This window comes from Streptomyces sp. UG1 (genome assembly GCF_049974585.1).
In the GTDB taxonomy this organism is placed as follows: domain Bacteria; phylum Actinomycetota; class Actinomycetes; order Streptomycetales; family Streptomycetaceae; genus Streptomyces.
This window is the reverse complement of record NZ_JBNGGG010000050.1, coordinates 52,248-73,803: the sequence shown is the minus strand read 5'-3', so window position 1 is coordinate 73,803 and position 21,556 is coordinate 52,248. Positions and strand designations below refer to the sequence as shown.

18 protein-coding genes, 1 pseudogene and 1 riboswitch are annotated in these 21,556 nt (G+C 71.1%); of the genes and pseudogenes, 7 read left to right on the top strand and 12 right to left on the bottom strand.

The window, feature by feature from the left end:
- Position 1 precedes the first annotated feature (1 nt).
- Entirely contained in the window at positions 2 to 805 is an 804-nt protein-coding gene (locus ACP4J3_RS42080; protein ID WP_426542029.1) for a VOC family protein, read from the top strand.
- On the opposite strand, the pseudogene ACP4J3_RS42075 reads toward ACP4J3_RS42080, so the two are convergent.
- Positions 784 to 972 (bottom strand): annotated as a pseudogene (locus ACP4J3_RS42075) (thymidine kinase); the annotation flags it as partial. The gene ACP4J3_RS42080 and the pseudogene ACP4J3_RS42075 sit on opposite strands and share 22 nt — an antisense overlap.
- A gap of 115 nt (positions 973 to 1,087) precedes the next feature.
- Positions 1,088 to 1,480, bottom strand: a complete 393-nt coding sequence (locus ACP4J3_RS42070) for an ArsR/SmtB family transcription factor (RefSeq protein ID WP_426542027.1) — start codon at positions 1,478 to 1,480, stop codon at positions 1,088 to 1,090.
- 97 nt (positions 1,481 to 1,577) lie between these two features.
- Here ACP4J3_RS42070 and ACP4J3_RS42065 point away from each other — a divergent pair, with 97 nt between their 5' ends.
- The gene (locus ACP4J3_RS42065) at positions 1,578 to 2,789 is read left to right on the top strand and encodes an MFS transporter (protein WP_426542025.1); all 1,212 of its coding nucleotides are present in this window, start codon (positions 1,578 to 1,580) and stop codon (positions 2,787 to 2,789) included.
- Positions 2,790 to 3,073: 284 nt separating this feature from the next.
- On the opposite strand, the gene ACP4J3_RS42060 is transcribed toward ACP4J3_RS42065, so the two are convergent.
- Genes ACP4J3_RS42060 through ACP4J3_RS42045 form a run of 4 tightly spaced genes read right to left on the bottom strand, consistent with a single transcriptional unit; the run spans position 3,074 to position 8,457 of the window.
- Entirely contained in the window at positions 3,074 to 3,724 is a 651-nt protein-coding gene (locus ACP4J3_RS42060) for a thymidine kinase (RefSeq protein ID WP_426542023.1), read from the bottom strand.
- Between the two features lie 54 nt (positions 3,725 to 3,778).
- Entirely contained in the window at positions 3,779 to 4,972 is a 1,194-nt protein-coding gene (locus ACP4J3_RS42055) for an alkaline phosphatase family protein (protein WP_426542021.1), read from the bottom strand.
- Positions 4,972 to 5,559, bottom strand: a complete 588-nt coding sequence (locus ACP4J3_RS42050; protein WP_426542019.1) for a DUF5998 family protein — start codon at positions 5,557 to 5,559, stop codon at positions 4,972 to 4,974. Before ACP4J3_RS42050 ends, ACP4J3_RS42055 begins: the two co-directional genes overlap by 1 nt.
- 51 nt (positions 5,560 to 5,610) lie before the next feature.
- Positions 5,611 to 8,457, bottom strand: a complete 2,847-nt coding sequence (locus ACP4J3_RS42045; RefSeq protein ID WP_426542017.1) for a GNAT family N-acetyltransferase — start codon at positions 8,455 to 8,457, stop codon at positions 5,611 to 5,613.
- A gap of 179 nt (positions 8,458 to 8,636) precedes the next feature.
- Between ACP4J3_RS42045 and ACP4J3_RS42040 the strand changes: the two genes are divergently transcribed.
- Entirely contained in the window at positions 8,637 to 8,918 is a 282-nt protein-coding gene (locus ACP4J3_RS42040; RefSeq protein WP_184565564.1) for an HPr family phosphocarrier protein, read from the top strand.
- 180 nt (positions 8,919 to 9,098) lie between these two features.
- Here the strand turns inward: ACP4J3_RS42040 and ACP4J3_RS42035 are convergent, their stop codons facing one another.
- The 4 genes from ACP4J3_RS42035 to ACP4J3_RS42020 form a co-directional block, all read right to left on the bottom strand.
- Positions 9,099 to 9,794, bottom strand: a complete 696-nt coding sequence (locus ACP4J3_RS42035; protein ID WP_426542014.1) for a GntR family transcriptional regulator — start codon at positions 9,792 to 9,794, stop codon at positions 9,099 to 9,101.
- A 187-nt stretch (positions 9,795 to 9,981) separates the two neighbouring features.
- Entirely contained in the window at positions 9,982 to 10,767 is a 786-nt protein-coding gene (locus ACP4J3_RS42030; RefSeq protein ID WP_426542013.1) for a M23 family metallopeptidase, read from the bottom strand.
- Positions 10,768 to 10,779: 12 nt separating this feature from the next.
- Positions 10,780 to 10,944: riboswitch (cyclic di-AMP (ydaO/yuaA leader) on the bottom strand.
- A 213-nt stretch (positions 10,945 to 11,157) separates the two neighbouring features.
- The gene (locus ACP4J3_RS42025; RefSeq protein WP_426542012.1) at positions 11,158 to 12,546 is read right to left on the bottom strand and encodes a M16 family metallopeptidase; all 1,389 of its coding nucleotides are present in this window, start codon (positions 12,544 to 12,546) and stop codon (positions 11,158 to 11,160) included.
- The gene (locus ACP4J3_RS42020) at positions 12,543 to 13,910 is read right to left on the bottom strand and encodes a M16 family metallopeptidase (RefSeq protein ID WP_426542011.1); all 1,368 of its coding nucleotides are present in this window, start codon (positions 13,908 to 13,910) and stop codon (positions 12,543 to 12,545) included. Before ACP4J3_RS42020 ends, ACP4J3_RS42025 begins: the two co-directional genes overlap by 4 nt.
- Before the next feature lie 685 nt (positions 13,911 to 14,595).
- Here ACP4J3_RS42020 and ACP4J3_RS42015 point away from each other — a divergent pair.
- Positions 14,596 to 17,052 carry a DNA gyrase/topoisomerase IV subunit A gene (locus ACP4J3_RS42015; RefSeq protein WP_426542010.1) on the top strand — a complete coding sequence of 819 codons (2,457 nt, stop codon included), beginning with the start codon at positions 14,596 to 14,598 and terminating at the stop codon, positions 17,050 to 17,052.
- Here ACP4J3_RS42015 and ACP4J3_RS42010 read toward each other — a convergent pair.
- A complete protein-coding gene (locus ACP4J3_RS42010) occupies positions 17,049 to 18,128 on the bottom strand; it encodes a CobW family GTP-binding protein (protein ID WP_426542009.1) in 1,080 nt (359 codons plus the stop codon). The two genes, ACP4J3_RS42015 and ACP4J3_RS42010, sit on opposite strands and share 4 nt — an antisense overlap.
- A gap of 384 nt (positions 18,129 to 18,512) precedes the next feature.
- Between ACP4J3_RS42010 and ACP4J3_RS42005 the strand changes: the two genes are divergently transcribed.
- The 3 genes from ACP4J3_RS42005 (at position 18,513) to ACP4J3_RS41995 (ending at position 20,270) form a co-directional block, all read left to right on the top strand.
- Complete coding sequence (locus ACP4J3_RS42005; protein WP_426542067.1) at positions 18,513 to 19,013, top strand: DUF6082 family protein; 501 nt, start codon at positions 18,513 to 18,515, stop codon at positions 19,011 to 19,013.
- A 132-nt stretch (positions 19,014 to 19,145) separates the two neighbouring features.
- Positions 19,146 to 19,793, top strand: a complete 648-nt coding sequence (locus tag ACP4J3_RS42000; RefSeq protein ID WP_426542008.1) for a dihydrofolate reductase family protein — start codon at positions 19,146 to 19,148, stop codon at positions 19,791 to 19,793.
- Between the two features lie 237 nt (positions 19,794 to 20,030).
- Positions 20,031 to 20,270, top strand: coding sequence for a hypothetical protein (locus tag ACP4J3_RS41995; protein ID WP_190075068.1), 240 nt, complete (start codon positions 20,031 to 20,033; stop codon positions 20,268 to 20,270).
- A 78-nt stretch (positions 20,271 to 20,348) separates the two neighbouring features.
- Here ACP4J3_RS41995 and ACP4J3_RS41990 read toward each other — a convergent pair whose 3' ends face one another.
- Positions 20,349 to 21,515 (bottom strand): citrate synthase/methylcitrate synthase, encoded by a 1,167-nt coding sequence (locus ACP4J3_RS41990; protein WP_426542006.1) that lies wholly within the window; start codon positions 21,513 to 21,515, stop codon positions 20,349 to 20,351.
- Positions 21,516 to 21,556 lie beyond the last annotated feature (41 nt).

The window sequence follows — 21,556 nt, the reverse complement described above, 5'->3', positions numbered from 1 at the left end:
GATGACCGAGGCACGGGGGTCGGCCGGCCAGTACGGCGCGACGCACGCCCGGCACGCGCCCGGCACGCCCTGCTGGGTGAGCCTGATGGTGCACGGGCCGGCCGCGACCCAGGAGTTCTACGGAGCGCTGTTCGGCTGGGAGTTCCAGCCCGGTCCCCAGCAGCTCGGCCCCTACGTGCGGGCCCTGCTCGACGGCCGTGAGGTGGCCGGCATCGGCCAGTTGCCGCCCGACCGCCACCTCCCGATCGCCTGGACGCCCTACCTCGCCTCGAACGACGTGGACCTGACCGCCGAGTCGGTACGGCTGTGCGGCGGCACCGTCGGGGTCGGCCCGCTGGACGCCGCAGAGGCCGGCCGGATGGCGATCTGCTCCGACCCCTCCGGCGCCGTCTTCGGCCTCTGGCAGGCGGCGGGCCACCTCGGCACGGCCATCACGGGCGTGCCCGGGACCCCGGCCTGGAACGAGCTGCTGACCTTCGAGTCCGTGAATGTCGCCAAGTTCTACGAGACGGTGTTCGGCTACGAGGAGGAGGCGGTGGTCTCCGCCGACCTCGACTACGTCACCCTGAACATCGACGGCCGCCCCGTCGCCGGCGTCCACGGCATCGGCAACGCCCTGCCGCGCGACCGGGGTCCGCACTGGATGACGTACTTCGAAGTCGCCGACACGGACGAGGCGGTGGCCCACGTCGTCGTCCTCGGCGGCCATGTGCTGCGGCCGGCGCACGACAGCGCCCACGGCCGGGTGGCGACGGTGGCGGACCCGGAGGGGGCCCGGTTCTCCCTGATCCAGGATCCGCGCTGACGGCGGCGATGGTGGCGGCGGCACAGCGCCTCGTAGCCGACGGCGTCCGCCTGGTTGACGTCGCCGACGACCACCTGGGCGCCCTCGACGACCATCTCGCCGCCCAGCGTGCGGGCGTTGTGCGTGGCGCGGGAGCCGGGGAACAGCTTGGTGCGGAAGTCGGATGATGCCCTCGAGGCCACGCGCCGAACGGTTGTGCTCGAGCTGGAGGGCCGGCGTCTCCCCTCGGGAGCAGGCCCGAGGGGACACCGGTCAGAGATCGGACACCCGTAGCGCCTTGGCTCAGGACTCGTCCGGCGTCCAGGCCGCGACCAGGTCCAAGAGGCCTGGGAAGCGGGCGTTGAGGTCGTCGACACGCACGTGACTGCGACGTTCCAGGCCGTACTGGCGCTGGCGGGTGACACCCGCCTCGCGCAGGGCCTTGAAGTGGTGGGTCAGGGAGGACTTGGGGCGGTCGAGGCCGAACCAACCACACGGGTGGTCGAAGCGCTCCGACTCCAGGAGGAGTTTGCGCACGATACGCAGGCGCAGCGGGTCGCTCAGGGCACCCAGCACCGTCTCCAGGCGCAGATCCTCCACAGCCGGCTCCGGTAGCGGCTCGGGCAGCCCCGCCGGTTCCGGCAGAACCTTGATCGTCGGCGCCTGCACCGGCACCGCACGCGCCGTCGATGGCATAGGCAGCTCCTCATCACCCGAAACCTATGTACGAGTTAAATCGTACTGCATGGTATGTTCGAGAAAACTCGTACTGCACTCGCCGGGAGGACCTGTCATGTCGGAAAGTCGAACGACGGCTGCGTTCGCCGCCGCCTCCACTCCCACCTGGTGGGTGTGGCTGGCCGCGTGGCCGGTGACGGCTGTCTTCGTCCTGTCCAACGCGGCAACTCCGTTGTATGTGCTGTGGCAGCGCGACATCGGGTTCTCCAAGGGCACCCTGACCGTTGTCTTCGCCTTCTACATCGTGGGCCTGCTCGGCTCCCTGCTGGTGTGCGGTGTGGTGTCCGACCGGCTCGGACGTAAGCCCGTTCTGCTGCCCGCCCTCGGACTCGCCCTGGCCGCCTGCCTCATCTTCGCGACCGCGTCCACCGTGGCCGCGCTGATCGTGGCCCGGCTGTTCACCGGGATCGCCGTCGGCGCCGTCGTCTCCGCGGGCATGGCGGCCGTGACAGATGTCGCCGGGCAGGACCGCAAGCGGCTCGCGGCGCTGCTCGCCTCCTGCGCCATGGTCTTCGGGGCCGGCCTGGGACCGCTCCTCGCCGGCATCCTGTCCGAGCTGCTGCCCGCCCCCACGGTCACCGTCTTCGTCGTCGAGATGGCGCTGCTCGCCACCGCGGTCCTCGCCGTGCTGCGTATGCCCGTACGACGTCCTGTCGCGCCCGCCAAGGGGGCGTGGATCCGGGTGCCCGGCGTGCCGCGCGGCGGCGGCCTGCAACTCGCCCTCGGCATCGCCGTGTTCGCCCCCGGCATCACCGCGACGTCCTTCGTGCTCTCGCTCGGCCCGTCCCTGCTGTCCGGCCTGCTCGGCACCACCAGCCGGATCGTCGCCGGGGCCATGGCGTTCGTGATGTTCCTGGCCGCCACCGGTGTGCAGTTCGCGGTCCAGAAGCTGCGCCGGCTCGTGATCCTGACTGCCGGCGCGGTCAGCACCACGCTCAGCATGATCACACTCGTCGTCGCCGTGCACAGCTCGTCGGTGGTGGTGCTCATCGCCTCGGCCCTGCTGGCCGGCGCCGGGCAGGGCATGGGGCAGCTCGGCGGGCTGTCCCTGCTCAACTCCACCGTTCCGCCGCAGCGGCTCGCCGAGGCCAACGCGGCGCTGAACGTGGGTGGTTACGTACCGGCGGGCCTGCTGCCGGTCTCCGCCGGCTACCTCAGTGACGCCGTGGGGCTGACCAACGGCGCGACCATCTTCGGCGCCGTGCTGATGAGCCTCGCCGTCGTCGGCGGCGTTGTGGTCGTCGCCGCCCGCCGCCGGCGCCCCTGACGCCGGTCCGCGGCACCTCCCACGGCAACCCGTCCGCCTGCGCGGCGAGGAGACCAAGGCGACGACTGAGGTTAAGGCGATGGTGGCCGGCACGCACACATAAGCCCCGGCGCACCCAACGCTCTGTGCCCGCCCGCCCCATGAACGCCGACGCACCCCATAGCCCGCGCCCCGCCGCACCCCGCCCTCACGTCGCCCGGACCGCGTAGAAGAGCAATCCTCGGCGACCAACAGGCTCTGCAGAGCACGGGGCCGAGAACCACGGCCTGTTCGGCCGACAACCCTCAGTCAGAGACCACTGGCAGGACATCCGGCGACAGCGCGCCGGCACGGCCAGAAGCACTCGTCACACGGCGCCGATGGTGCCGCCGACACAACACCTCGTAGCCGACCTCCACAGCAGAGCCGATGACGTCACCGACAACTACCTGCTCGCCTTCCACCACCATCTCGCCGCCCACCGTGCGGGCGTTGTGCGTAGCACGCGCCCCGCACCAGCACATCGCCTCCACCTGAAGCGTCTCAAGGCGGTCCGCCAGCTCGATCAGCCGCCGCGAGCCCGGGAAGAGCTTCGTGCGGAAATCGGTGGTGATACCGAAGGCAAAGACATCCAGGCCCAAGTCATCTACCACCCGCGCCAGTTGATCGATCTGCGCCGGCGCCAGGAACTGCGCCTCGTCAACGATCACGTAGTCGACCCTGCCGCCCTGGGACAGTTGGTCGACGACGTAGGTGTACACATCCATTCCCGGCACCGCCTCGACTGCGTCGGTCACCAGCCCCAGCCGTGAAGAGAGCTTCCCCTCCCCCGCACGATCATCCCGAGTGAAGATCAGACCCTGCAGACCCCTCGCCGACCGGTTGTGCGCAATCTGCAGCGCGAGCGTCGACTTCCCGCAGTCCATCGTTCCGGAGAAGAACACCAGCTCGGGCATGTCGGGTTGAGCACCTTTCGGCGACGAGGTGGGCGAAGTGAGCGAGGAAGGTCGTCAGGAGCGTACTTCGAGCAGGGGGACGAGCTGTTCGGCGGGGGTCATCGAACCGTGGTTGCCGACCATCGCCGACTCCTTCGGCTCCCGCTCGGAGGCGATGATCAGGACGTCGTCCCGCGCGGCCGCGACCACGTCGCCGATCCGCTCGTACACCCGCTCGTCGATCCGCGGCCCGAACCAGCCCGCGGCGATCGCCTCGTCGCGCGAGGCCACCCAGAACTGCTCGCCGAGCACCTCGCGCCAGCAGGTCAGAACGTCGCCGGCGGCGCCGGGCACCGCGTAGACGTGCCGCGCCCGGCCCTCGCCGCCGAGCAGGGCGACGCCGGCGCGCAGTTCCCAGTCCTCGTCGAAGTCGATGCGGTGCTGCTCGTCGAAGGGCACGTCGATCATGCCGTGGTCGGCGGTGACGTAGAGCGCGCTGCGCGGCGGGAGCTGCTCGGCGAGGCGCTGGACGAGCCGGTCGACGTACATGAGCTGGCCGCGCCAGGTGTCGGAGTCGACGCCGTAGCGGTGTCCCGAGCCGTCGAGTTCGGCGTAGTACGTGTAGACCAGGGAGCGGTCGCCCTTGGCCAGTTGCTCGGCCGCGAGGTCCATGCGCTCCTCGCCGGTCAGCCGCCCGAGGAACGTTCCGCCACTGAGCGCGATCTTGGTCAGCGGGGTGTTCTCGAAGGTGGGCGACGACACCTGGGCCGCGTGCACGCCCGCCTGCTGGGCCAGCTCGAAGACGGTGGGGTACGGCTGCCAGACGCGCGGCGCGGTCCACGGGCGCCAGCGAAGCTGGTTCATCAGCTCGCCGGTCTCGGGGTTGCGCGCGGTGTAGCCGGGCAGGCCGTGCGCCCCGGGCGGCAGGCCGGTGCCGACGGAGGCGAGGGAGGTCGCGGTGGTCGCGGGGTAGCCGGCGGTGATCGGGCGGCCGGTGCCGCCGCGTGAGGTGGCCAGCAGCGAGGTCATGAACGGCGCGTCCTCGGGGTGCGCCCTGAGCTGCTCCCAGCCGAGGCCGTCGATCAGGAACACGCAGTTGCGGTCGGCGGCGGTCAGCTCGGTGATGGTGGCGGTCATGCCGGGTACGGCCATGCCCGCGGCCAGCGTGGGCAGCAGATCGGCGAGCGAGCCGCTGCCGTATTCGGGGGACGGCGCGGAGGTGACGGCGAGGGGTTCCGGATGGGGTTCCCAGGCGGTGGACTGCGTCATCAGCGGGCGATGTCCGCGGTCGCCTCGGAGAGCGACTGCGCGAAGGCGAGCGCCTGGCGCACGGTCTCGGGGCCCTCACCGGCCTCGCTGACGCGCAGGCTAAGGTCGTCCGCCGTGGAGTTGCCCGTGTAGCCGTGGTCGGCCTCGCAGTTGGGGTCGCCGCAGGCGGCGGGCTCCAGGTCGATGCGGGAGACCGCGCCCCAGCCGATGGTGAGGACGACCTCGCGGGGCAGGGTGCCCGGCGTGTACTGCTCCGGGTTGGCGACCACGCGGCTGACCACGACCGAGGAGATCCGGCCGAGCTTGACCGACTCGGTGGACGTCGTGGCGTACGGCGTCGGGGAGGTGCTGTCGGCGGCCTGCTCGTCGGTGTGACTGACGATGAAGCGGTTGCCGGTGAGGACGAGGACGGTCACATGCCGCCGCACCTCGTTCTGGTCGAACGTCGTCTCCTGGTGGACCAGGTACGACCGCATGGGCTCGCCGCCCACGGCGGCCTCCACCGCCTCGGCCACGAGGGCCGGGTAGTAGCCGCTGCGCTCGATCGCCGCACGCAGCCCCTGGGTCGTCGTACTGGTCTTGGCCATGACGCCATCCTACGGGGGCGCACTGACTGCGAGGGACCGGTCACGGCGGTCTCAGTACGTCGGGAGCGTCCTCGGCCCGAGGTCGTCGCGGGCGGGTGGCGGTGCGAGGCGTACGGAGGCGCCGAGCACGCTCAGGCCGTGGGTGGCGACGACGACCGGCTCCAGGGTGACCGCGACGACCTCGGGATGGTCGTCGACCAGCCGCGACACCCTCAGCAGCAGCTCCTCCAGGGCCGGGGTGTCGACGGGTGTGGAGCCGCGCCAGCCGAACAGGAGCGGTGCCGTCCGGATCGAGCGGACGATCGAGGTCGCGTCGCGGTCGGTGACCGGGATCAGCCGGTGCGCGGTGTCGCCGAGCAACTGGGAGGCGGCTCCGGCGAGCCCGAAGGACAGCACGGCACCGGCCGCGGGGTCGATCACGGCCCGTACGACGGTGTCGACGCCGCGCGGGGCCATGCTCTGCACGACCGGCCTGAGCTCCTCCGGCCGGCCGAACAGCTCGCTCAATTCGGCGTACGCCCGTCGCAGTTGCTCCTCGTCCGCGAGGTCGAGCCGTACGCCGCCGAGGTCGGCGCGGTGCCGCAGGTGCGGGGCGGTGGCCTTGAGGGCGACGGGGTAGCCGAGGGTGCGGGCGGCGTCGGCGGCCGCGTCGGGGCTGGGGGCGTGCAGGGCGCGGTGCACCTGGATGCCGTACTTGCCGAGCAGGTCGCAGGTCTCGTCCGTGCCGAGGGTGAGGCCCTGCCCGCGCGCGAGCAGGCCGCCGATCAGCCGGGCGGCGCCCTTCTCGTCGACGTCCTCGTACTCGGGCACCTTGCCGGGCTCGGCCGCCTCGCGTCGCCACTGGGCGTACTTGACGGCCTCGGCGAGGGCGCGGACGGCGCGCTCGGCGGCGGGGTAGGCGGGGATCAGGCGCGGGGTGTCCTCGGAGGCGTCGGCAGGCTCGGGCGGGGTCTCGGCCGGAAAGTCCAGGGGGCGGAAGGGGTGGGCGCGGGTCGCGGTGGCGGGCGCCTTGGGCCGCGCCCGGGGTGCGGTGCTGGCCGCGGCCGACAGGGCCGCCGCCAGTCCGCCCAGCTCCACGTGCACCACCAGCACCGGCTTGCCCGGCATCCGCTCGGCCGCCGAGCGCAGGGCCTGGGCCAGTTCGGCGTCGCCGGTGGACGCGTCGCCGATCGCCGGGATGGCGGTGACGACGACCGCGTCGCAGGTCTCGTCGGCGAGCGCGCGCGAGAGCGCGTCGTGGAAGTCCGCCGCCGACGCGGCCGTCGTCAGGTCCAGCGGCGGCAGCGGCCGCAGGCCCTCCGACAGGCATGCGTCGTAGGTCAGCAGCCCCAGGGACTCGGAGTTCCCGAGGATCGCCACCCGGGGTCCGGCCGGCAGCGGCTGGCGTGCGAGCAGCAGGCCCGCGTCCACCAGCTCGGTGATCGTGTCGACGCGGATCACGCCGGCCTGCCGCAGCAGCGCGGACACGGTGGCGTGCGGCAGCCGTGTGACCCGTACGGTGTGGCCCTGCGGCGCCGCTCCTCCGTGCCGCGCGCCCTGTACCACGACCAGGGGCTTGGCGGCCGCCGTGCGCCGGGCGAGGCGGGTGAACTTGCGGGGGTTGCCGATGGACTCCAGGTACATCAGCACGACGTCGGTGTCCGGGTCGTCGTACCAGTACTGCAGGACGTCGTTGCCGGAGACGTCGGCCCGGTTGCCGGACGACACGAAGGTGGACACGCCTGTGACGCCGGTCACGCCGCCGCCGCGCCGGTGCAGCCGGGACAGCAGGGCGATCCCGATGGCGCCGGACTGCGCGAACAGCCCGATGCGGCCCGGACGGGGCATCTCGGGGGCGAGGGAGGCGTTCAGCCGTACGTCGGCGGAGGTGTTGATGATGCCGAAGGCGTTCGGGCCGATGATGCGCATGCCGTACGCGCGTGCGTGCCGGACTAGTTCGCGCTGGCGTCCGCGCCCGTCGGGCCCGCTCTCGGCGTACCCGGCGGAGAGCACGACCAGTCCCTGCACGCCGTGCTCTCCGCATTCGGCGACCACGTCGGGGACGTGCGCGGCCGGCACGGCGACCACCGCGAGGTCGACCTGCTCCTCGATCTCGCGCACCGAACGGTGCGCGGCGACCCCGTCGAGCTCCTTGAGGTCCTCCGGGAACGCCTTGTTCACGGCGTACAGCCGCCCCGTGAACCCGGCCTCCCTGAGGTTGCCGAGGACTGCACGGCCCACCCCGCCGGGCGTGCGGCCCACGCCGATGACGGCGACGGAGCCGGGCACCAGCAGCCGGCGCACGGACCGCGCCTCGGCACGCTGCTCGCGCGCGTACTGCACGGCGAGCGAGCGGTCGGTCGGCTCCAGGTCGAACTCCAGGCGGACGACGCCGTCCTCGAAGCTGCGCTTCTGGGTGTACCCGGCGTCGGTGAACACCTTGATCATCTTGGTGTTGGCGGGCAGCACCTCGGCGGCGAACCGGCGGATGTCGCGCTCGCGCGCGACGGCGGCGATGTGCTCGAGGAGGGCGGAGGCGACGCCGCGGCCCTGGTGGGCGTCCTGGACGAGGAAGGCGACCTCGGCCTCGTCGGCCGGTGCCGACGCGGGCATTCCGTCGGCGCCGATCCGGTCGTAGCGTACGGTTGCGATGAACTCGCCGCCCACCGTGGCCGCGAGTCCCACCCGGTCCACAAAGTCGTGGTGCGTGAAGCGGTGGACGTCCTTGGCGGACAGTCGCGGGTAGGGCGCGAAGAAGCGGTAGTACTTCGACTCGTCCGACACCTGCTCGTAGAAGCTGACCAGGCGCTCGGCGTCATCAACGGTGATGGGGCGGATGCGTGCGGTGCCGCCGTCGCGCAGCACCACGTCGGCTTCCCAGTGGGCGGGGTACTCGTGCCGGTCCGAGGCGCTCTGCATGGGGCCCAGAGTACGGCTCGCGTCCGACAACGGCGCGGGGCAGTCTGTTCAGGACGTCACGGCGGGTCGAGGCCGCGACCCGACGGTCACTTGGGAGGGGACGTTCGTCCCGTTCCGGCATGCTTCACGAGTGTGGGAAACTGGTCTAGACAACCCTGAACACCGAAGGGCAGCATCACATGGCTGAGCGCCGCGTCAACGTCGGCTGGGCCGAGGGCCTCCACGCCCGCCCCGCCTCCATCTTCGTCCGAGCCGCCACGGCCGCAGGCGTCCCGGTGACAATCGCCAAGGCCGACGGCAACCCCGTCAACGCGGCCTCCATGCTCGCCGTCCTGGGCCTGGGCGCCCAGGGCGGCGAGGAGATCGTCCTCGCCTCCGACGCCGAGGGTGCGGACGTCGCCCTCGACCGTCTGGCGAAGCTGGTCTCCGAGGGCCTCGAGGAGCTGCCCGAGACGGTCTGAACGACCTGAGCGGGACTCCGCAAACAAGCGGTGAAGCCGCGTCCGCCTTTCCGGCGGGCGCGGCTTCGCTGTTTTCGTTCGGACGTCGCCGGAATTCACGGCACAGCGGCGGCGCACCCGAAAAAGGGCAGCGTGAATTCACCGCCGCCGAATATCTGCTCTTTGTATACGGCGCCCGTGTTAATGCCGCAGGCTCGACATGTTTACGGCATGTTGCGAATTCCTCACACGCTCCGTGCGCTCGCCGCCCGAGCCGAAGCGCAGCCGGTGCGCGGACAGCGTGCGCTCGGTGTGCAGCGCCGTCATCGCGCGGGCGCGTTCGCCGTCGCCGCGCGCCACCGCGTCCACGATCGCGCCGTGCTCGGTCCAGGACTCCACGGGGTTGACCGGCGCCTCCACGGAGTACATCCAGGCGATCTTGTGCCGCAACTGGGTCAGCATCGAGGTCAGGGCGGGGCTGCCGGAGGCCTGGGCCAGCGTCTCGTGGAACCAGCCGCCCAGGGAGCGCAGGTCGTCGCTGTTTCCCCGCCTGGCCCGCTCCTGGCCCAGCCTGACCAGGCCGCGCAGGACCTTCAGATGGGCCTCGGTGCGCCGCTGGGCGGCCCGGGCCGCGCCGAGCGGCTCCAGGAGGGTGCGCATCTCCAGCAGGTCGGCGGCCTCCTGCTCGGTGGGTTCGGCGACGCACGCGCCCGCGTGCCGCCGGGTCACCACGAAGCCCTCCGCCTCCAGGGTGCGCAGCGCCTCGCGCACGGGGACGCGGGAGACGCCGTAGCGGCGCGCGAGCAGTTCCTCGGTGAGCCGACTGCCGCGCTCGTAGACACCGGCGACGATGTCGTCCCGGATCGCCGTGCACACCGAATGCGCCGGAATACGCATGAGCGACCTCCGCCTTAATCCCCGTGAAACGTCGACGAATGACGTGTTCCCAGTGACTCTATTGCAACCGGCCGGAATTTCCGACGGCGGGCCGGAATCCATGGATATTTTTTGGTCAGGCGATCGCTCGGAAACGCCGAAAGCCCCGGCGTACGGGCCCGGGGCTTCGGGGGCTGGCGCGAGGGCGTCAGACGTTCACGCCGTGCGAGCGCAGGTAGGCGACCGGGTCGATGTCGGAGCCGTACTCCGGCGTGGTGCGGGCCTCGAAGTGCAGGTGCGCTCCGGTGACGTTGCCGGTGGCGCCGGACAGGCCGATCTGCTGGCCCGGGGTGACGGTCTGGCCCACCGAGACGCCTATGGACGACAGATGACCGTACTGGGTGTACATGCCGTCGTTCATCTTGATCACGATGTTGTTGCCGTACGACCCGCCCCAGCCGGCCTCCACGACGGTGCCGGAGCCGACCGCGTGGACGGAGGTGCCGGTGGCGGCGTGGAAGTCGACGCCCGTGTGGCTGCCGGAGGACCAGACGGCGCCGCCGGACTTGTAGCCCGTGGAGATGTACGAGCCGGAGATCGGGGCGACGTAGGACAGCAGGCGCTTGCGCTCGGCCTCGCGGGCGGCGCGCTCCTTGGCCTCGCGCTCCTGCTTGGCCTTCTCGGCCGCCTTGAGGCGCGCGGCCTCCTTGGCGGCCTGCTGCGCGGCGGCGGCCTCCTCGGCGGCCCGCTCCTGGGCGGCGGCCTGGGCGTCGAGCTGGTCGGCGATCGAGTTGTCGACGGTGATGACGGGGATGAGGCCGGTCTGCTCCGCGGCGGACTCGGCGGCCAGCGCCGGAGCTGCCAGGGTGCCCATGACGCCGGTGGCGGTGATCGCGGCGGCGCCGGCCGCGCGGGCCGTGGTGCGCTCGAACCGGCTGGGCCGGCGATGCTTCCCGGCGGGGCGGCTCTTCCCGGTGGCGCAGGTGAACGCCATGTGGTGGCTGGTCCTTTCCTTCCCTCTCGCCTACCGGGTTAGCTGACGGGTTCGGAGCAGGAAGGTCTCCTACGGACCCCCTCGCGGCTGCGCGGGCGCCCGATTCACCCCAGGGACTTCGGGTGGGTCCCCGGCTCCCCTGGCTCGCGCCGTACGGGGACTCGGCGATGGCTGTCCGGTGCCGCGGGTGCGGCGCACTGCCTGACGGACAGCCCGGAAGACGCTAAGCGGGACATCTCTCAATCCCCAAACGGATCAGGGTTTTTGTAGCGCATCCCACAGGCCAGACAGGCAACCTCTCCCCAATTCGGGCATAAAGGGGCCCTGGTGACTCTTTCGTCACCAGGGCCCCTACGCGCGCGTGCCGGCGTCCGGCGCCGGGCTCGTGAGCTACTCGGCCGCCACGACGGTGACTTCGCCGATGCCGAGGGCCTCGACGGGCTCACGGATCTCGGCCGCGTCGCCGACCAGGATCGTCACCATACGGTCCACCGGGAAGGCGCTCACGGCGGCCGCGGTGGCCTCGACGGTGCCGGTGGCGGCGAGCTGCCGGTACAGCGTCGCCTGGTAGTCGTCGGGCAGGTGCTGCTCGACCTGGTCCGCCAGTGTGTTCGCCACGGACGCTGCGGTCTCGTACTTCAGCGGCGCCACCCCGACGAGGTTCTGCACCGCGAAGTCCCGCTCGGCGTCGGTGAGCCCCTCGGCGGCGACACCGCGCAGGACCTTCCACAGGTCGTCCAGGGCGGGGCCGGTGTTCGGGGTGTCGACGGAGCCGCTGATGGCGAGCATCGCCGCGCCCGTGCCGTCCGGCGCGGAACGCAGCACCTGGGCGAAGGCGCGCACACCGTAGGTGTAGCCCTTCTCCTCGCGCAGGACCTTGTCCAGACGGGAGGTGAGGGTGCCGCCGAGGCAGTAGGTACCGAGCACCTGCGCGGGCCACACGCGGTCGTGCCGGTCGGGTCCGACGCGGCCCATCAGCAACTGTGTCTGGACGGCGCCGGGGCGGTCGACGATGACGACGCGACCGGTGTCGTCGGCGGTCACCGGCGGGACGGGGCGCGGTTCGCCCGTGGAGCCGGTCCAGGCGCCCAGGGTGTCGCCGAGCAGGGCGTCGAGGTCGACGCCGGTGAGGTCGCCGACGACCACGACGGTGGACGTGGCGGGCCGTACATGCCGCTCGTAGAAGGCGCGTACACCCGCGGAGTCGATGCCGGCGACCGTGTCCTCGGTGCCCTGGCGCGGGCGGGACATGCGCGAGGTCGGCGGGAACAGCTCCTTGGACAGCTCCTTGGCGGCCCGGCGCGAGGGGTTGGCCAGCTCGTGCGGGATCTCGTCGAGCCGGTTGCGCACCAGGCGCTCGACCTCGGCGTCGGCGAACGCGGGCGCCCGGAGCGCGTCGGCGAGCAGGCCGAGCGCCTTGGGCAGACGGGAGACGGGCACCTCGAGGCTGACGCGGACACCGGGGTGGTCGGCGTAGGCGTCGAGGGTGGCGCCGCAGCGCTCCAGCTCGGCGGCGAACTCCTCGGCGGTGTGCTTGTCGGTGCCCTCGGACAGGGCGCGCGCCATGATCGTGGCGATGCCGTCGAGGCCCTTGGGCTCGGCGTCCAGGGGCGTGTCCAGGAGCACCTCGACGGCGACGACCTGCTGGCCGGGGCGGTGGCAGCGCAGGACCGTCAGGCCGTTGTCGAGCTTGCCGCGCTCGGGCGCCGGGAACGCCCAGGGCCGGGGCGCGCCGGCCTGAGGCTGCGGGTGGAACTCCATGCTGGCGAGCTCGGTCACTGCGCCGACTCCTCGTTCTCCTCGGTGGTGCCGTCGGTGGCGGCGGCTTCCGCTTCCTCGGCCTCGTCGGCGACCGGCTCGTACACGAGCACCGCGCGGTTGTCGGGACGCAGCCGGGCCTTGGCGACCGCCCGGACCTCCTCGGCGGTGACGTCGAGGACGCGCTTGACGGCGGTGAACGCGAGCTGCGGATCGCCGAACAGGACGGCGTACCGGCACAGTTCGTCGGCGCGGCCCGCGACCGTGCCGAGCCGGTCCAGCCACTCGCGCTCGAGCTGGGCCTGTGCGCGCTCCATCTCCTCGGCGGTGGGACCCTCCGCGGCGAAGCGGGCGAGCTCCTCGTCGACGGCGGCCTCGATGACGGGGACCTCGACATCGCCGGAGGTCTTCACGTCCAGCCAGCCCAGGGAGGGCGCACCGGCCAGGCGCAGCAGTCCGAAGCCGGCCGCGACGGCCGTACGGTCGCGCCGCACGAGCCGGTTGTACAGGCGGGAGGACTCGCCGCCGCCGAGGACGGTCAGCGCCAGGTCGGCGGCGTCGCACTCGCGTGTGCCGTCATGGGGGAGGCGGTAGGCGGCCATCATCGCGCGCGCGGGGACGGTCTCCTCGACGACCTCGCGGAGCTGCTCGCCGATGGTGTCGGGCAGCGAGCCGTCGCGCGGTGCGGGCTTGCCGTCGTGGGACGGGATGCTGCCGAAGTACTTCTCGACCCAGGCGAGCGTCTGCTCCGGGTCGATGTCGCCGACGATGGACAGGACGGCGTTGTTGGGCGCGTAGTAGGTGCGGAAGAACGCGCGCGCGTCCTCCAGGCTCGCCGCGTCCAGGTCGGCCATCGAGCCGATCGCGGTGTGGTGGTACGGGTGTCCGTCGGGGTACAGCAGCGCGGTCAGCTTCTCGAAGGCGGTGCCGTACGGGACGTTGTCGTAGCGCTGGCGGCGCTCGTTCTTGACGACGTCGCGCTGGTTGTCCAGGTTCTCCTGGTCGAGCGCCATCAGGAGGCTGCCCATGCGGTCGGCCTCCAGCCACAGCGCGAGCTCGAGCTGGTGGGCGGGCATGGTCTCGAAGTAGTTGGTGCGCTCGAAGCTGGTGGTGCCGTTCGGCGAGCCGCCCGCGCCCTGGACGAGCTCGAAGTGACCCGTGCCCTTCACGCTCCCCGATCCCTGGAACATCAGGTGCTCGAAGAGGTGGGCGAGTCCGGTACGGCCCTTGACCTCGTGGCGGGAGCCGACGTCGTACCAGAGACAGACCGCGGCGACCGGCGTGAGGTGGTCCTCGGAGAGCACCACGCGCAGGCCGTTGGCCAGGCGGTGCTCCGTCGCGGTGAGGCCGCCGGATTGTGCCTCCGGTGTGGCCGTGTGACCCATGGGCAAGGTGTCCTTCCGGTCGCGTGCACTGCGTTGTGCCGAGCGGATTCGCGCTCAGTTCCTGCCACTGTATGCAGCGTCCGAAGGGTCGGCGAAGTTCCCGGTCAGAACGCCTCGGGTGGAGAGTGGGGGATGCGGGCGGGGCGGAGGTGGGCAGGGGCGCCGAGAAGGACAGCGCTCGGGCACGGCTCGCCCCTGCGGAACCTCCGGCGACGGTCGGCGGCAGGTGGGGGGCCGTACGCACGCGCGTGCCGTCGTACGGCAGCGGGCACGCGGCCGTCGGCGCCGGGGTGGGCCTGTCCGCGCACAGTGCCCGGCGATCACTCCGGCGAGTGAACGGTCGCGCGGCGTGAGCTTGCCGCCCGGGCCGCCGCACCCGTGCCCTCGGGGCCCCGGGTACGGCGCCTGCGGGCCGCTCACCGGCCGGTGCTCGGTCCAGGCGGTGGTGCTCCGGTGACAGGTGGGACTCGGCCGGCGCGATCTCGCTCGGGCGGCAAGCACCGGGTCGACCGGGCCGGTTGGTCCCCGAACACACCCCTCGGTCACCGGTCGGGCCGGGTGTCGGCGACACTTCTCGGACACCGGCCGAACGCCCGACATCGGATCCTGGTCGGTGGTTGTCAGTGCCTCGGTCCACAATGGTCCGCGTCAGATCCGTCCACGCCTCAGCAAGGAGCCGGCAGCGATGGCCCGCCGCAGCACGAAGACCCCGCCGCCCGACGACTCGTACGAGGAGAAGATCCTCGACATCGACGTCGTCGACGAGATGCAGGGCTCCTTCCTCGAGTACGCGTACTCGGTCATCTACTCACGCGCCCTGCCGGACGCCCGCGACGGCCTCAAGCCGGTGCACCGCCGCATCGTGTACCAGATGAGCGAGATGGGCCTGCGCCCCGACCGCGGCTATGTGAAGTGCGCCCGCGTCGTCGGCGAGGTCATGGGTAAGTTGCACCCGCACGGCGACGCGTCGATCTACGACGCCCTGGTGCGCATGGCCCAGCCCTTCTCGATGCGCGTCCCGCTGGTCGACGGCCACGGCAACTTCGGCTCGCTGGGCAACGACGACCCGCCGGCCGCCATGCGGTACACCGAGTGCCGGCAGACTCAGGCCACAAGCCTGATGACCGAGTCGATCGACGAGGACACGGTCGACTTCACCCCCAACTACGACGGCCAGGAGCAGGAGCCGGTGGCGCTGCCGGCCGCCTTCCCGAACCTCCTGGTCAACGGCGCGTCTGGCATCGCCGTCGGTATGGCCACGAACATGCCGCCGCACAACCTCGGCGAGGTCATCGCGGCCGCCCGCCATCTGATCCGCCACCCGAACGCGGATCTGGACACGCTCATGAAGCACGTCCCGGGCCCCGACCTGCCCACCGGCGGCCGGATCGTCGGCCTCTCCGGCATCCGGGACGCGTACGAGACGGGCCGCGGCACCTTCAAGATCCGCGCCACCGTCGAGATCGAGACGGTGACCGCCCGCCGCAAGGGCCTGGTCGTCACCGAGCTGCCCTTCACGGTCGGCCCGGAGAAGGTGATCGCCAAGATCAAGGACCTGGTCGGCTCGAAGAAGCTCCAGGGCATCGCCGACGTCAAGGACCTCACCGACCGCGAGCACGGCCTGCGTCTGGTCATCGAGATCAAGAACGGCTTCGTGCCGGAGGCGGTCCTGGAGCAGCTCTACAAGCTGACGCCGATGGAGGAGTCCTTCGGCATCAACAACGTCGCGCTGGTCGACGGCCAGCCCCTCACCCTGGGCCTCAAGGAACTGCTCGAGGTCTACCTCGACCACCGCTTCGAGGTCGTCAGGCGCCGCAGCGAGTTCCGGCGCGGCAAGCGCCGCGACCGCCTCCACCTGGTCGAGGGCCTGCTCACCGCGCTGGTGGACATCGACGAGGTCATCCGGCTGATCCGGTCCAGCGAGAACTCCGCGCAAGCCAAGCAGCGCCTGATGGAGCGCTTCGCGCTGAGCGAGGTCCAGACCCAGTACATCCTCGACACCCCGCTGCGCCGGCTCACCAAGTACGACCGCATCGAGCTGGAGGCGGAGAAGGACCGGCTCAACGAGGAGATCGCGGAGCTGACCCGGATCCTGGAGTCGGACGCGGAGCTGCGCAAGCTGGTCTCCTCGGAACTGGCCGCGGTGGCCAAGAAGTTCGGCACCCAGCGGCGTACGGTCCTGCTGGAGACGGCGGGCACCCCGGTGGCCGCCGTGCCGCTGCAGGTGGCCGACGACCCGTGCCGGGTGCTGCTGTCCTCGACGGATCTGCTGGCCCGTACGGCGAACGGCGATCCCTTCGCGGACGCCGCCGACGCCAAGCGCTCCAAGCACGACGTGATCGTCTCGGCGGTGCCGGCCACGGCCCGCGGCGAGGTGGGCGCGGTGACCTCGGCGGGCCGGCTGCTGCGGATCAACGTCGTCGATCTGCCGCAGTTGCCGGAGACGGCGTCGAGACCGAATCTCGCGGGCGGCGCGCCGCTGTCGGAGTTCGTCTCCCTGGAGGACGGCGAGACCGTGGTCTGCCTGACGACCCTGGACGAGTCCTCCCCCGGCCTGGCGCTCGGCACGGCACAGGGTGTCGTCAAGCGTGTGGTGCCCGACTATCCGTCCAACAAGGAGGAGTTGGAGGTCATCACCCTCAAGGAGGGCGACCGGATCGTCGGCGCGGTCGAGCTGCGCACCGGTGAAGAGGATCTTGTCTTCATCACGGACGACGCCCAGTTGCTGCGCTACCAGGCCTCGCAGGTCCGCCCGCAGGGCCGTGCGGCCGGCGGCGTGGCGGGCATCAAGCTCGCCGAGGGCGCGAAGGTCATCTCCTTCACGGCGATCGACCCGGCGGCCGACGCGGTGGTGTTCACGGTCGCGGGCTCGCGCGGCACGCTGGACGACTCGGTCCAGACGACGGCCAAGCTGACCCCGTTCGACCAGTACCCGCGCAAGGGGCGCGCCACGGGCGGCGTGCGCTGCCAGCGGTTCCTGAAGGGCGAGGACTGTCTGTCCCTGGCCTGGGCGGGCGCCGTCCCGGCCAAGGCGGCGCAGAAGAACGGCTCTCCGGCCGACCTGCCGGACATCGACCCGCGCCGTGACGGCTCGGGTGTGTCGCTGGCGAAGACGGTGTCGGTGGTGGCGGGGCCGGTCTAGCCCTCCTCGACGGCGCCTTCCTCCGCCCCCTCGGGGTCACGTACATAGCGCAGAACGCCCCACATGCCGTGCTCGTCGGCGGTGTGTGGGGCGTCGCTCTTGCAGCCCTCAAGCTCCTTGCCGAGGGCGGACGCGTCGATGCCGGAGCCGATGAGCACGAGCTGGGTCAGGCGGGTGCCGGCGTCGGCCCACGGTTCCGGGTAGAAGCGCAGAAACGGCCCGACGGCGTGCACGGTGTAACGGTTCGCGGCGTCGTGCGGGCCGAAGTCGACGTACCCCTTGATCCGGTAGAGCCCCTCCGGCCTGCTGTCCAGGAACGCCATCAGCCGGCGCGGGTCGAGGGGCGCCTCGGAGACGAAGGACAGGCTGTCGTAGGCGGTGTGCAGATGGCCGTGGTGGTCCTCAGTGCTGTCGCCGGTGTGCTCGTGCAGGTCGTCGAAGGAGAGCTGCCCGATGCGCTCCTCGCTGGGCCGGCAGTCGAAGAGGAACTCGGGGTCGACACGGCCGTAGGTGGCCGGGACGACGGCCGCGCGGGCGGCGAGATCGCGCACCAGCCCGAGGACGCGCTCACCGTCCGCCGCCCGGTCGAGCTTGTTGACCACGACGAGGTCGGCGAGGGCGAGATGCCGGTCGATCTCGGGGTGCTTGGCGCGTGTGTCGTCGAACTCGGCGGCGTCGACGACCTCGACGAGACCGCCGTAGACGATGCCCGGATGCTCACTGGCGAGCAGCATGCGCACGAGTTCCTGGGGTTCGGCGAGCCCGCTGGCCTCGATGACGATGACGTCGATGCCGGTGCCGGGCCGGGCGAGCCGCTCCAGGTAGACGTCCAGCTCACTGGCGTCGACCGCGCAGCACAGACAGCCGTTGCCGAGCGAGACGGTCGAGTCGCCGAGCGCGCCGGCGACGGCCATGGCGTCGATCTCGATGGCGCCGAAGTCGTTGACGATGGCGCCGATGCGGGTGCCTCCGCTGCGGTGGAGGAGGTGGTTGAGCAGGGTCGTCTTTCCGGAACCGAGGAATCCGGCGAGCACGACGACCGGAATCTGCTGCGGACCGGGATGCGGCTGGCTCAACGTGCGACCTTTCTCACGCCGACGGGTGCACCGGCTCGCGGCTCGGCGCACATACGAGGTTTCGAATGCCGACCCAGGATACGAGCGGGAAGAATCACCGAGAAGTGAACGATTGTTAGCAGCACTTGCCGGGCAGACGTTGGGCAAGGCGCCGGGGCGTGCGACCCTCGCTTCCCTCCGTGCGCCTCCTCTCCGCCTCCCCGCCGATCAGAGCCGCTCGGCACTCTGGGAGACGGCAAGCGCCGCCCACCGCTCGCCGGTCCCCTCAAGTCGACCCGCACCCCGACGACCGGCGGACGGCCGCCTGATTCGGGGGTTGACATGGCCACACGGAGGAATGGGATACGAGGGCTGGGTACGGTCGCGGCCGCGGGCTTGGGGTTGGTGACAGGAGCCCTGGCCGGCGTGGCCGCGCAGCGCCGTACGCTCGACTCGCTGCGCATACGCCTGGAGCACATGGAAGAACAGGTGGCGCACACCCACCGCCACAGCAACCTGGCCAACCAGCAGCATCTGCACTGGGAGCTGCTGAGCAAGGCGATCGACAGCCCGGAGCTGGCCGAGGTGCTGGACATCTTCGAAGTGCCGGCGTCGCCGCAGAAGCGGCGGCAGTACCTCTTCGCCAATGCCCTGTACACCAATCTGCTGTTCTACTACCGCATCGGCAATCTGAGCCGCGAGGAGTTCTTCGGGCGCGTCCGGGGGCTGCTGCAGAATCCCGTGGTCAAGGAGTACTGGTTCGCGACGCAGGGCCAGCGGGCCACGCTTCCCGAGGACTCGGACGAGGCGGACCTGGGCCGTATGGTCGACGATCTGCTCCGTCAGCTCGACGACGCGGACGTCGAGGAATGGTGGGTGGTCGGAGAGCCGCCGATCGACCAGTGACCGGAAGGGCTCGCCAGGCCCGCTCGAAAAAAACTCGCGGGCCGCTGTCGATCCGGCCCCATCCCGTTCGACGTGATGACGTGGGGCACCTCGCCCCACGCGATCGCGACCAGGACCGGATGGGGAAAGACCATGGATCAGCTACTGAGAGTCATGAACTTCTGCGTCTCGAGCGACGGGATCGGTGCCGGTGCGGACCAGAGCCTCGAGAGCCCGTTCGGCCACGCCGTGCACCCCGAGCGGCTGTTCTCCTGGGCCGGCGCCACGGCGAGCTGGCCCATGCGCACCGACCCCGGAGGCAGCCGTGGCCTCGACGACTACTTCACGCGAGACTTCGCACGCAACATCGGCGCCGAGATCATGGGCCGCAACAAGTTCGGCCCTCAGCGCGGGCCCTGGCAGGACCATGACTGGCGCGGCTGGTGGGGCGACGAGCCCCCGTTTCACACCCCGGTGTTCGTCATGACTCACCACAGGCGTCCTTCGTTCACGCTCTCCGACACCACGTTCCACTTCGTCGAGGGCAGCCCGGTCTCGGTCCTCGAACGGGCGCGGGAGGCGGCGCAGGGCAAGGATGTCCGACTCGGCGGCGGGGTCACCACGGTCCGGCAGTCCCTCGACGCCGACCTCGTGGACACCATGCACGTAGCCGTCGCGCCGCTGAAGCTGGGGTCGGGCCTCCGCCTCTGGGAGTCGCCGGACGAACTGCTCGACCGGTTCCATCTCGAGGTCGTCCCCTCCCCGAGCGGCGTGACGCACCATCTGTTCTGGCGAAAGTGACACGAGGGGCCAAGACGGCAAGGCGCGCGTGCAGAAATCACACCGGCGGGCGATAACGAACAGGTGAAGTCCCCAGTTGTCCCAGACGCCACTGGGGTTGACTCGGCGCGATCGCGTAGAGCGACTCCACAAGAGCGTCACTCACGCCGCCGGATGACGAGTGCACCCCACAGGGCAGCCTCCCGCCTGCAGCCATCGTGCGCCAGTTCTTCAGCCGTGAATCAGAGGTAAGCAACAGTGAGTCAGATCATCCGTCGGATCGGCGTCCCCCCAAGCCACCGGGGGAGCACAGGAGGAGGCAATTGCCCTGACATCTTCGAACTAGCCGATGGTAATTTCGCGGTCATCGGGACGGACGCCACGGACTCGCTGGACCCGGACCTCCCCTCCGACGCCTCGCGCGCGGACTACGAGCGCATCGTCGTCATCACGCGCGAGACCTTGATCCGCGCCAAGGCGGACATTCCCGATGCTTGAACCCGATGCCTGAAACAGCCACCTGAGTGAGGTCCCGCCGGGGGCTGGCACCGCCCGTCCGATGCCAGCCTCCGCACCTCAGGCATGCCTTGGCACCGCCACCGGCGCCCCCGGCCCCACATACCGCGCCACCGGCCTGATGATCTTCGAGTCCTGTGCCTGTTCCAGGATGTTGGCGCTCCAGCCCACGACCCGCGCCGCGGCGAACGTGGGCGTGAACATCTCCCGCGGCAGACCGCAGAGTTCCATGACCACGCCCGCGTAGAACTCGACGTTCGTATGCAGTTCGCGGCCGGGCTTCAGCTCGGCGAGGATCGCCTCCACCCGCCGTTCGACCTCCACCGCGAACTCGACGCGCGAACCGCCGAAGCTCTCGGCGATCTCGCGGAGCATCCGGGAGCGGGGGTCCTCGGTGCGGTAGACGGGGTGGCCGAAGCCCATGATGCGGTCGCCGGCGAGGACGCGTTCCCGGATCCAGGAGTCAATGCGGTCGGGAGTGCCGATCGCGTCCAGCGTGTCCAGCGCACGACTGGGCGCCCCGCCGTGCAGCGGCCCCGACAGCGCGCCCACGGCACCGACGAGGCAGGCCGCGACGTCCGCACCCGTGGAGGTGATGACACGCGCCGTGAAGGTTGACGCATTGAATCCATGGTCGATGGTCGAGATCAAGTATTGCTCGATCGCCCGCGTCCGCCCCGTATCGGGTACCGAACCCGTCAACATGTACAGGTAGTTCGCGGCGTACGACAGATCTTCACGCGGCTCAACAGGATCAAGTCCGGCACCCAGCCGGTGCAGTGCGGTGAGCAGCGTCGGTACGGCCGCGGCCGCGACGAGGGTGTCCCGGCGCCGCTGGTCGGCGTCGATGTCGTACACCGGCCGGAAGCCCCGCGCCGCGCCGAGCAGGGACAGCGCGGTGCGCAGGCCGGCCAGCGGGCCGGAGCGTCCGCTCGCCGCCGCGATGGCGGGCAGGGCCGCCCGCACTCCGTCGGGTAGCCGCCGCAGCGCGGCGGTCTCGGCGGCGAAGGCGGCGGCGCGTTCGGCGTCCGGCAGTTCATCGTGGACGAGGAGATGCCAGACGTCCTCGAAGGGGCGCGTCCGTGCGAGCTCGACGGCCGAGTACTGGCGGTAGTGGTAGAAGCCCTCGAGACCCCGGACGTCGCCGACCTCGGTGTCGGTGACGACGACACCGGCGAGTCCACGCGGCACGTCGACGAGCGCGGCTGCTGACCTGTTGACGGACATGATTTCCTCCCTGAACTTGATTTGACTGTCTATGCTTGACT

Excerpts from the sequence above, each read along its gene's own strand:
- ACP4J3_RS42000 (WP_426542008.1), top strand. The coding sequence starts at position 19,146 with ATGGATCAGCTACTGAGAGTCATGAACTTCTGCGTCTCGAGCGACGGG.
- ACP4J3_RS42020 (WP_426542011.1), bottom strand. The coding sequence starts at position 13,910 with ATGGGTCACACGGCCACACCGGAGGCACAATCCGGCGGCCTCACCGCG.
- ACP4J3_RS42035 (WP_426542014.1), bottom strand. The coding sequence starts at position 9,794 with ATGCGTATTCCGGCGCATTCGGTGTGCACGGCGATCCGGGACGACATC.
- ACP4J3_RS42065 (WP_426542025.1), top strand. The coding sequence starts at position 1,578 with ATGTCGGAAAGTCGAACGACGGCTGCGTTCGCCGCCGCCTCCACTCCC.
- ACP4J3_RS42055 (WP_426542021.1), bottom strand. The coding sequence starts at position 4,972 with ATGACGCAGTCCACCGCCTGGGAACCCCATCCGGAACCCCTCGCCGTC.
- ACP4J3_RS42070 (WP_426542027.1), bottom strand. The coding sequence starts at position 1,480 with ATGCCATCGACGGCGCGTGCGGTGCCGGTGCAGGCGCCGACGATCAAG.
- ACP4J3_RS41990 (WP_426542006.1), bottom strand. The coding sequence starts at position 21,515 with ATGTCCGTCAACAGGTCAGCAGCCGCGCTCGTCGACGTGCCGCGTGGA.
- ACP4J3_RS42080 (WP_426542029.1), top strand. The coding sequence starts at position 2 with ATGACCGAGGCACGGGGGTCGGCCGGCCAGTACGGCGCGACGCACGCC.
- ACP4J3_RS42050 (WP_426542019.1), bottom strand. The coding sequence starts at position 5,559 with ATGGCCAAGACCAGTACGACGACCCAGGGGCTGCGTGCGGCGATCGAG.
- ACP4J3_RS42060 (WP_426542023.1), bottom strand. The coding sequence starts at position 3,724 with ATGCCCGAGCTGGTGTTCTTCTCCGGAACGATGGACTGCGGGAAGTCG.
- ACP4J3_RS42030 (WP_426542013.1), bottom strand. The coding sequence starts at position 10,767 with ATGGCGTTCACCTGCGCCACCGGGAAGAGCCGCCCCGCCGGGAAGCAT.
- ACP4J3_RS42045 (WP_426542017.1), bottom strand. The coding sequence starts at position 8,457 with ATGCAGAGCGCCTCGGACCGGCACGAGTACCCCGCCCACTGGGAAGCC.
- ACP4J3_RS42015 (WP_426542010.1), top strand. The coding sequence starts at position 14,596 with ATGGCCCGCCGCAGCACGAAGACCCCGCCGCCCGACGACTCGTACGAG.
- ACP4J3_RS42040 (WP_184565564.1), top strand. The coding sequence starts at position 8,637 with ATGGCTGAGCGCCGCGTCAACGTCGGCTGGGCCGAGGGCCTCCACGCC.